The 2322-nt window shown below is 63.7% G+C and carries 3 protein-coding genes; all 3 read left to right on the forward strand.

The window, feature by feature from the left end; genetic code table 11:
- The coding region (locus tag ACOADB_RS02720) for a hypothetical protein (RefSeq protein ID WP_378596377.1) at positions 1 to 231 on the forward strand (231 nt) is incomplete at its 5' end.
- Between the two features lie 766 nt (positions 232 to 997).
- Positions 998 to 1405 (forward strand): hypothetical protein, encoded by a 408-nt coding sequence (locus ACOADB_RS02725; protein ID WP_378596378.1) that lies wholly within the window; start codon positions 998 to 1000, stop codon positions 1403 to 1405.
- A 69-nt stretch (positions 1406 to 1474) separates the two neighbouring features.
- Positions 1475 to 2322, forward strand: an 848-nt coding sequence (locus tag ACOADB_RS02730) for a hypothetical protein (RefSeq protein WP_378596379.1), incomplete at its 3' end; no start/stop codon positions are given.

Here is a 2322-nt window from a genome sequence, read left to right on the forward strand (position 1 = left end):
TCCCCGAGCGGGAGAGAAGTCACCAAGTGCAGCGAGCTACTTGCATCGGGGTGGCAGCCGCCGCCGGACGCTGTACCCGACTTCAGCTGGGACTCGGAGTCGGGAATCATCCAAGTGTACGTCGGGGACGAGACCTTGGTGTTAGACGTACATCGCGATAAGGATTGCCAGTCCCTCCCTATCCTCGGCCCGCTCATCGTCCGGGGCCTCGCCGACGAATCGCTCTACTAATCTGCGGCGCGTCTGTGCCGCTCGGCTCGCACTGGTCGGACGCGCAGTTCGATCTGAAGCACGTCAACGTCTCGCGTCCCGCACCGCGGTTGCCACCCACACCTACACCGAACCCGGCTCCTACCTCGTCACACCCGCTGCGATTGATGGACAAGGGCCGGTGGGCGGTCGCGTCAGCCCCCAAACCAGTGACGGTCCCGTGAGTCGAGGCCAAGTTGTATGCCCACGGGTGGCGTGGGCGGCCCTGGTCATCGGCTGCGTCGCGCTCATGACCAGAGGGCTCCTCGAGACGTTCTCCTCCTCAAGATCGGTCGTGCACAGGCCGACCACGGCCACGACCACGGGCCCGCGAAGTCGGTGCGGGGAAACGACGAACGGCGCGGGGAAACGATGGGGCGTGGGCCGAGGACCGGGCTCTGACCTGCGGCGATTCACCTTCGTCCGAAGGCCCAATGAGGACTTTGGCGATCGGACGGGTGAATAGCCGCGGCCTGCAGCGACGCAGACAGTTCGCGGACGAAGGAACGAATGCGTTTTCGTTGTCAACAGGTACGTCCCAGCGCCCCGATACCCTCAGGCCGCAATCCTGACCCCCAAACTTTCGGGATCCTTACGCGGCGGATTGCTGCGGCACGTCCCCTGGCTGACTGCACACCCTCCGCGCAGCGAGATCCAGTCGACGGGTTGCGCGTTCGGTCTGCCACGAAACAATGTGTGTGTGTCAGAGTCCTCGTTTCGCTCCTGCGCAAAGGCTCTGCTCCTGCTGATGCCTTGGCTCTATCTGGGCCTAGCCGCCCAGTTCAGCGAAGGGCTTCAGCGACAGCCGCATATCGTGCTGGCGGGGAGCCCGGAGCGTTTCGTGGTCGAGGTCGCCGCGGCGGGCGGATTCGAGGCGGTTCGCGTAGGCCTCGCGATCGACTCCGTCTTCGTGCTCGCCTTCCTCGCGGTCACCGCGACGATCGTGTCCCTCGCGTCCGGTCGCTGGTGGCTCCCCGTCATTCCCGCGTCGCTGGATCTGATCGAGAACGGCCTCATCGCATTCCTGCTCGGCAATGACGTGACCGAGCACATGGCTGTTTTGCTCTATCTCGTCGCCCTCTCGAAGTTCGTCGCATACCCGATCGTCGCCTGTGTGGTGCTGGTAAGCGTGTTCGGACGACACTCCCGCGTATAGAGGTTCTGAAGACGAGACCGCGCGCCCAGTCCTAGGCTCAGTGTTCGGAATCGGCCAAAGGAGCTTGTCATGGCGATCGAGAGCTACGACTCGCGTGAATTCAAGTCGACATACTTCGCGCTCCGCATCGGGCTGATCTTCTCCGCCGCGCTAGTACTGCTGGCGCCGCTTTCGGTCCTGGCGTTCGAAGGCTCGGCGCCTCCCTCGATTTCCGACTCGTGGTACACCGACGCGCGAACCATCTTTGTCCTCGGACTTGCTGCCGGCGCATGTCTTCTGGTCGTGGTCCGCGGCGACACCCTAACCGAGCAGGTACTCCTCAATGTCGCCGGCGGTCTGGGCCTGCTGGTGGCCGGCGCAGCATGCTGGCCCAAGGACGGCTCGGGCGAATCACTGGGCGCCTACGATCCCGACGTAGCGCGACTCAACGAGTATGCGGTCGGAGCGCTCCTGGCCACTGCGCTAACTGCCTGGGCGGTCGGCACGGTGTTGCCCTCCAAGCTCGTCGGGAGCGGATGGAATGTGAGCGGCTACGTCAAGTGGGCCCTTCAGGGTCTTGCTCCTGCCCTAGTGATAGGCGGACTCGTCGCCTTCGTCAAAGATCGAACCTGGCTCGCTGAGCACATCCACGGGCCGGCCGCCGTCGCCATGTTCGTACTCCTTGGCTGCGTCGCGTTGCTGCGTACCACGCTCGGAGTCAAGCTCTTGATGCTCATCGGGGATACACCCGTTGACGACTCTCTCAGTTCAGTTCACATCGAACAGACTGAGCGGGCCAACACGCGACTGTCCGGATTCGATGCGATCTACACGGCGGTCGCAATCGGGATGGTCGTAGTCGTCGTGGTCGCCGCAATCCTCGCGTCGAACGAGGCGAAACCGGGATTGGTTCTAATCGTCGAAGCCCTCCTTCTTGG

Origin of the sequence: Nocardioides sp. CPCC 206348, assembly GCF_048654705.1 — a bacterium.
Taxonomy (GTDB): domain Bacteria; phylum Actinomycetota; class Actinomycetes; order Propionibacteriales; family Nocardioidaceae; genus Nocardioides.